The following is a 1,466-nucleotide window of genomic DNA, read 5'->3' as shown; positions in this document are numbered from 1 at the left end:
CCCCCATTACCTTTTTGATCGGCCCCGCAATGGGGTTCCCGGCCTCCGGGCCCGGCATGACTGGTCCCCCCTGTTGACCATGATCTGGGGGGTGGTGTCACCGGTCCCGGAGGCACTGGCAGACCGCTGATTAGGGGCATGACCACCGGTTCCCGCCAGGGACTTGGGAGGCTCTTCGTAATGTGGATGCCGGCAGCTGGTGCCGCAGGTGAGGCCGGGACGCTCGACCGGAGGACGCACGTGATCGACACCAGTGACATCGGCGCCTTCCTCGGCCTGGACGTCGGCAAGGGCGAACACCACGCCACCGCCGTCACCCCGGCAGGGAAGAAAGCCTTCGACAAGCGGCTGCCCAACAGCGAACCCAAGCTGCGGGAACTCTTCGAGAAGCTGCAGGCCAAGCACGGCACCGTGCTCGTGGTCGTCGACCAGCCCGCCTCCATCGGCGCCCTGCCCCTGGCCGTCGCCCGGGATGCCGGCTGCCAGGTGGCCTATCTGCCGGGCCTGACCATGCGGCGGATCGCCGATCTCTACCCCGGCGAAGCCAAGACGGATGCCCGCGACGCGTTCATCATCGCGGACGCCGCCCGCGCCATGCCACACACGCTCCGCGCCCTCGAACTGGAAGACGAGACCGTCGCCGAGCTGGAGATGATCGTGGGCTTCGACGACGACCTCGCCGGCGAGGCGACCCGCATCAGCAACCGGCTGCGCGGCCTGCTCACCCAGATCCATCCTTCGCTGGAGCGAGTCCTGGGCCCACGCATCCAGCACCCGGCCGTGCTGCTGATGCTCGACCAGTTCGGCTCGCCCGCCCAGTTGAGAAAGGCCGGACGCCGCAGGCTGGTCAATCTGATACGGGCCAAAGCCCCGCGGATGGCCGAGCGCCTGGTCGACGACGTCTTCACCGCGCTCGACGAACAGACCGTCGTCGTTCCCGGCACCGACGCGGCCGCGCTGATCGTCCCCAGCCTCGCCAATCAGCTGAAATCGGTGCTCGACCAGCGCAAACTCCTCGCCGCCCGGATCGAGGAACTGCTGGAGGCCCACCCTCTTTCCAAGGTCCTGACCTCCATGCCCGGGATCGGGGTCAGGACCGGAGCCAGGATCCTCATCGACGTCGGCGACGGCAGCAGTTTTCCGTCCGCCGCCCACCTCGCGGCCTACGCCGGGCTCGCCCCGGCGACCCGAAGCTCCGGATCCTCGATCCGCGGAGAACAACCCTCCCGGAGAGGAAACAAGCAGCTCAAACGAGCCTTCTTCCTCTCCGCATTCGCGGCCCTGACCGACCCGGCCTCCCGCGCCTACTACGACAAGAAGATCGCCCAGGGAAAGCACCACACCCAAGCCCTCCTCTGCCTCGCAAGACGCCGAGCCGACGTGCTCTTCGCGATGCTCCGCGACGGCACCTTCTACGACCCCCAACCCGCCCCCACGGGTTGACGAAACCCATAGGGGCACCCCCC

General features: G+C 68.1%; 1 protein-coding gene. It reads left to right on the top strand.

The annotated features are described in order from the left end of the window. Positions 1–186: 186 nt before the first annotated feature. Positions 187–1,443, top strand: a complete 1,257-nt coding sequence (locus tag ABT186_RS47705; protein WP_450863334.1) for an IS110 family RNA-guided transposase — start codon at positions 187–189, stop codon at positions 1,441–1,443. Positions 1,444–1,466: the final 23 nt, after the last annotated feature.

Source organism: Streptomyces sp. NPDC001634, from assembly GCF_040298185.1.
Taxonomy (GTDB): Bacteria; Actinomycetota; Actinomycetes; order Streptomycetales; family Streptomycetaceae; genus Streptomyces.
The sequence above is the reverse complement of the archived record's forward strand: the minus strand, read 5'-3'. Positions and strand labels throughout refer to the sequence as shown.